The sequence below is a fragment of the Curtobacterium sp. MCLR17_051 genome (genome assembly GCF_003234395.1).
In the GTDB taxonomy this organism is placed as follows: domain Bacteria; phylum Actinomycetota; class Actinomycetes; order Actinomycetales; family Microbacteriaceae; genus Curtobacterium; species Curtobacterium flaccumfaciens.
The window spans coordinates 1-5,548 of record NZ_QKTA01000038.1 but is presented as its reverse complement, the minus strand read 5'-3'; the positions used below and the strand labels follow the sequence as shown (position 1 = coordinate 5,548).

3 rRNA genes are annotated in these 5,548 nt (G+C 55.4%); all 3 read right to left on the bottom strand.

Annotated elements, in window-relative coordinates:
- Positions 1-8: 8 nt before the first annotated feature.
- The 3 genes from rrf to DEJ06_RS17900 all read right to left on the bottom strand — a co-directional run bounded on the left by rrf (position 9) and on the right by DEJ06_RS17900 (position 5,360).
- A 5S ribosomal RNA gene (gene rrf / locus DEJ06_RS17910) occupies positions 9-125 on the bottom strand.
- 152 nt (positions 126-277) lie between these two features.
- Positions 278-3,405: ribosomal RNA gene (locus tag DEJ06_RS17905) — 23S ribosomal RNA — on the bottom strand.
- Between the two features lie 433 nt (positions 3,406-3,838).
- Positions 3,839-5,360 (bottom strand): 16S ribosomal RNA (locus DEJ06_RS17900).
- Together the 16S, 23S and 5S rRNA genes form the textbook arrangement of a ribosomal RNA operon.
- Positions 5,361-5,548: the final 188 nt, after the last annotated feature.

Below are 5,548 nucleotides of genomic sequence, written 5' to 3'. Positions count from 1 at the left end.
TACGTTAAGTCCGGCGGCGTCCTACTCTCCCACAAGGTCCCCCTTGCAGTACCATCGGCGCTGAGAGGCTTAGCTTCCGGGTTCGGAATGTGACCGGGCGTTTCCCTCTCGCTATGACCACCGGAACACCTTCGACCATGATCTGGTCTCAAAGCTGTTCCAGCTGCTGCCCTCCGTGAAGAGGGCAGAGCGGTGTATTCAGTTTCGATTCCCGATCGTCTGTCGGGAACCACAAAGTGGACGCGAGCCCGTGCAACAAGTGCACGGAAATCAGTGTGTTATCAAGTCTTCGGCTTATTAGTACCGGTCAGCTCCACGGGTCGTTAGTCCCCGCTTCCACATCCGGCCTATCAACCCAGTAGTCTGCTGGGAGCCTCTCACACTCAAGGTGCATGGAAATCTCATCTCGAAGACGGCTTCCCGCTTAGATGCTTTCAGCGGTTATCCGGTCCGAACGTAGCTAATCAGCGGTGCCCTTGGCAGAACAACTGACACACCAGAGGTTCGTCCATCCCGGTCCTCTCGTACTAGGGATAGATCTTCTCAAATTTCCAACGCGCGCAGCGGATAGGGACCGAACTGTCTCACGACGTTCTAAACCCAGCTCGCGTACCGCTTTAATGGGCGAACAGCCCAACCCTTGGGACCTACTCCAGCCCCAGGATGCGACGAGCCGACATCGAGGTGCCAAACCATGCCGTCGATATGGACTCTTGGGCAAGATCAGCCTGTTATCCCCGAGGTACCTTTTATCCGTTGAGCGACAGCGCTTCCACAAGCCACTGCCGGATCACTAGTCCCGACTTTCGTCCCTGCTCGACCTGTCAGTCTCACAGTCAAGCTCCCTTGTGCACTTACACTCGCCACCTGATTGCCAACCAGGTTGAGGGAACCTTTGGGCGCCTCCGTTACTCTTTGGGAGGCAACCGCCCCAGTTAAACTACCCATCAGGCACTGTCCATGAACCCGATCAGGGTCCTACGTTAGACATCCAAAGTGACCAGAGTGGTATTTCAACAATGACTCCACGAACACTAGCGTGCCCGCTTCACAGTCTCCCACCTATCCTACACAAGCCACTCCGAACACCAATACCAAACTGTAGTAAAGGTCACGGGGTCTTTCCGTCCTGCTGCGCGTAACGAGCATCTTTACTCGTAGTGCAATTTCGCCGAGTTCGCGGTTGAGACAGCTGGGAAGTCGTTACGCCATTCGTGCAGGTCGGAACTTACCCGACAAGGAATTTCGCTACCTTAGGATGGTTATAGTTACCACCGCCGTTTACTGGGGCTTAAATTCAGAGCTTCGCCCAAAGGCTAACCCTTCCTCTTAACCTTCCAGCACCGGGCAGGCGTCAGTCCGTATACATCGTCTTGCGACTTCGCACGGACCTGTGTTTTTAGTAAACAGTCGCTTCCCACTGGTCTCTGCGGCCTTCAACGCTCACGGAGTAAATCCGGTCACGTGTCCGGCCCCCCTTCTCCCGAAGTTACGGGGGCATTTTGCCGAGTTCCTTAACCACGATTCTCTCGATCTCCTTGGTATTCTCTACCTGACCACCTGAGTCGGTTTCGGGTACGGGCGGCTGCAACCTCGCGTCGATGCTTTTCTCGGCAGCATAGGATCACTGATTTCCCCTTACGGGTACGCGTCGGATCTCAGGCATACAGACGACGGATTTGCCTATCGTCAGCCCTACATCCTTACACCAGGTTCACCTTACGGATACCATCGCCTGGCTCAGCTACCTTCCTGCGTCACACCTGTTCATACGCTAACCGCACCAGCATGGGGTCGAGCGTTAGACCGGCCACCATCACCCCGAAGGGATCCGGTTGTACCGGGTTAGGACTCTTAGCACCACTGGATTAGCTTGGGCGGTTGTTCGCCGGTACGGGAATATCAACCCGTTGTCCATCGACTACGCCTGTCGGCCTCGCCTTAGGTCCCGACTTACCCAGGGCGGATTAACCTGGCCCTGGAACCCTTGGTCTTTCGGAGGACGGGTTTCTCACCCGTCTTTCGCTACTCATGCCTGCATTCTCACTCGTGTAGCGTCCACGGCTGGATCACTCCGCCGCTTCACTCGCCACACGACGCTCTCCTACCACTCCGCACGACTGAACCACGAAGGCTTGTCTATAGTGCGAAATCTACAACTTCGGTGGTGTGCTTGAGCCCCGTTACATTGTCGGCGCGGAATCACTTGACCAGTGAGCTATTACGCACTCTTTCAAGGGTGGCTGCTTCTAAGCCAACCTCCTGGTTGTCTGTGCAACTCCACATCCTTTCCCACTTAGCACACGCTTAGGGACCTTAGTTGGTAGTCTGGGTTGTTTCCCTCTCGACGATGAAGCTTATCCCCCACCGTCTCACTGCTGCGCTCTCACTCACCGGCATTCGGAGTTTGGCTGACGTCAGTAACCTGTTGAGGCCCATCGGCCATCCAGTAGCTCTACCTCCGGCGAGAAACACGCAACGCTGCACCTAAATGCATTTCGGAGAGAACCAGCTATCACGAAGTTTGATTGGCCTTTCACCCCTATCCACAGCTCATCCCCTCCATTTTCAACTGAAGTGGGTTCGGTCCTCCACGACGTCTTACCGTCGCTTCAACCTGGCCATGGATAGATCACTTCGCTTCGGGTCTAGAACATGCGACTCAAACGCCCTATTCAGACTCGCTTTCGCTACGGCTGCCCCTCACGGGTTAACCTCGCCACATATCACTAACTCGCAGGCTCATTCTTCAAAAGGCACGCCGTCACCCCTACTAAGGAGGCTCCGACGGTTTGTAAGCAAACGGTTTCAGGTACTATTTCACTCCCCTCCCGGGGTACTTTTCACCTTTCCCTCACGGTACTTGTCCGCTATCGGTCATCTGGGAGTATTTAGGCTTATCAGGTGGTCCTGACAGATTCACACGGGATTTCTCGGGCCCCGTGCTACTTGGGATACACATCCGGCCATAACACCATTTCGTCTACGGGGCTGGCACCCACTACGGCCCGGCTTTCAAACCGGTTCGACTATGATGCGCTGTAACCGTCCCAGTCCGGCAGAACTGAGTGACGTGTCCCACAACCCCGACCATGCAACGCCCGCCGGCTATCACACATGATCGGTTTAGCCTCATCCGCTTTCGCTCGCCACTACTCACGGAATCACATGTTGTTTTCTCTTCCTGTGGGTACTGAGATGTTTCACTTCCCCACGTTCCCTCTACCCGCCCTATATATTCAGGCGGGAGTCACCAGGTCGCAAAACGCCTGGCGGGGTTTCCCCATTCGGAAATCCTCGGATCGAAGCTCGATTATCAGCTCCCCGAGGCTTATCGCAGATTTCTACGTCCTTCATCGGCTCCAGATGCCAAGGCATCCACCGTTTGCTCTTAGAAACTTGACCACAAAGATTAAAATTGCGATCCAACGTCACCAATCAGCAGCCCGAAGGCTGGTCATGGATGACGCGAATCAAAGATGCTCGCGTCCACTGTGTAGTTCTCAACATACGATCGGCACCAGCACTCCCCCACCACAACGGTAGGTTCACCCTGGCCCGACGAAGGACCCGTAGGCCCAACCCCCACCACCACTCACGTGACAGTAGGAAGCCTGGTCCCTCAGGACCCAACAACGTGCACCAGCCAGCAGCTCCACCCACGACCCGTCCCAACCCTGCAAGCAGAGCGTACTAAGGTCGGAAGCATCACTCCCAACTGCACTGTCAATGTTCCACCCATGAGCTACCCGTCGGACACGTTCGGTCCGAAACAGGCGCCTGGACCAGCAACCAACCACCCCTAATGGGCGACCAGCACTGACCAGATGCTCCTTAGAAAGGAGGTGATCCAGCCGCACCTTCCGGTACGGCTACCTTGTTACGACTTAGTCCTAATCACCGATCCCACCTTCGACGGCTCCTTCCACAAGGGTTAGGCCACCGGCTTCGGGTGTTACCGACTTTCATGACTTGACGGGCGGTGTGTACAAGGCCCGGGAACGTATTCACCGCAGCGTTGCTGATCTGCGATTACTAGCGACTCCGACTTCATGAGGTCGAGTTGCAGACCTCAATCCGAACTGAGACCGGCTTTTTGGGATTCGCTCCACCTTACGGTATCGCAGCCCTTTGTACCGGCCATTGTAGCATGCGTGAAGCCCAAGACATAAGGGGCATGATGATTTGACGTCATCCCCACCTTCCTCCGAGTTGACCCCGGCAGTCTCCTATGAGTCCCCGGCATAACCCGCTGGCAACATAGAACGAGGGTTGCGCTCGTTGCGGGACTTAACCCAACATCTCACGACACGAGCTGACGACAACCATGCACCACCTGTACACCGACCACAAGGGGGCGACCATCTCTGGCCGTTTCCGGTGTATGTCAAGCCTTGGTAAGGTTCTTCGCGTTGCATCGAATTAATCCGCATGCTCCGCCGCTTGTGCGGGCCCCCGTCAATTCCTTTGAGTTTTAGCCTTGCGGCCGTACTCCCCAGGCGGGGCGCTTAATGCGTTAGCTACGACACAGAAACCGTGGAAAGGTCCCTACATCTAGCGCCCAACGTTTACGGCATGGACTACCAGGGTATCTAATCCTGTTCGCTCCCCATGCTTTCGCTCCTCAGCGTCAGTTACGGCCCAGAGATCTGCCTTCGCCATCGGTGTTCCTCCTGATATCTGCGCATTCCACCGCTACACCAGGAATTCCAATCTCCCCTACCGCACTCTAGTCTGCCCGTACCCACTGCAAGCCCGAGGTTGAGCCTCGGGATTTCACAGCAGACGCGACAAACCGCCTACGAGCTCTTTACGCCCAATAATTCCGGACAACGCTTGCACCCTACGTATTACCGCGGCTGCTGGCACGTAGTTAGCCGGTGCTTTTTCTGCAGGTACCGTCACTTTCGCTTCTTCCCTACTAAAAGAGGTTTACAACCCGAAGGCCGTCATCCCTCACGCGGCGTTGCTGCATCAGGCTTTCGCCCATTGTGCAATATTCCCCACTGCTGCCTCCCGTAGGAGTCTGGGCCGTGTCTCAGTCCCAGTGTGGCCGGTCACCCTCTCAGGCCGGCTACCCGTCGTCGCCTTGGTGAGCCATTACCTCACCAACAAGCTGATAGGCCGCGAGTCCATCCCCAACCAAAAAATCTTTCCACCACCAGACCATGCGGCCAGTGATCATATCCAGTATTAGACGTCGTTTCCAACGCTTATCCCAGAGTCAGGGGCAGGTTACTCACGTGTTACTCACCCGTTCGCCACTAATCCACCCAGCAAGCTGGGCATCATCGTTCGACTTGCATGTGTTAAGCACGCCGCCAGCGTTCGTCCTGAGCCAGGATCAAACTCTCCGTAAAAAAATACAGACCCAACACCCGAAGGCATCAGACCGAGTTGATTCTGACTGTTGACTGTCTACTGACAATCTTCAATCCAAAAGGAATTGCTTCATGACCCAGTCAGCAAGCCGACCAGGCACGAGGTCAATCAATAAATTGGCATTGACAATGTGCACGCTGTTGAGTTCTCAAGGACCAGACGCACT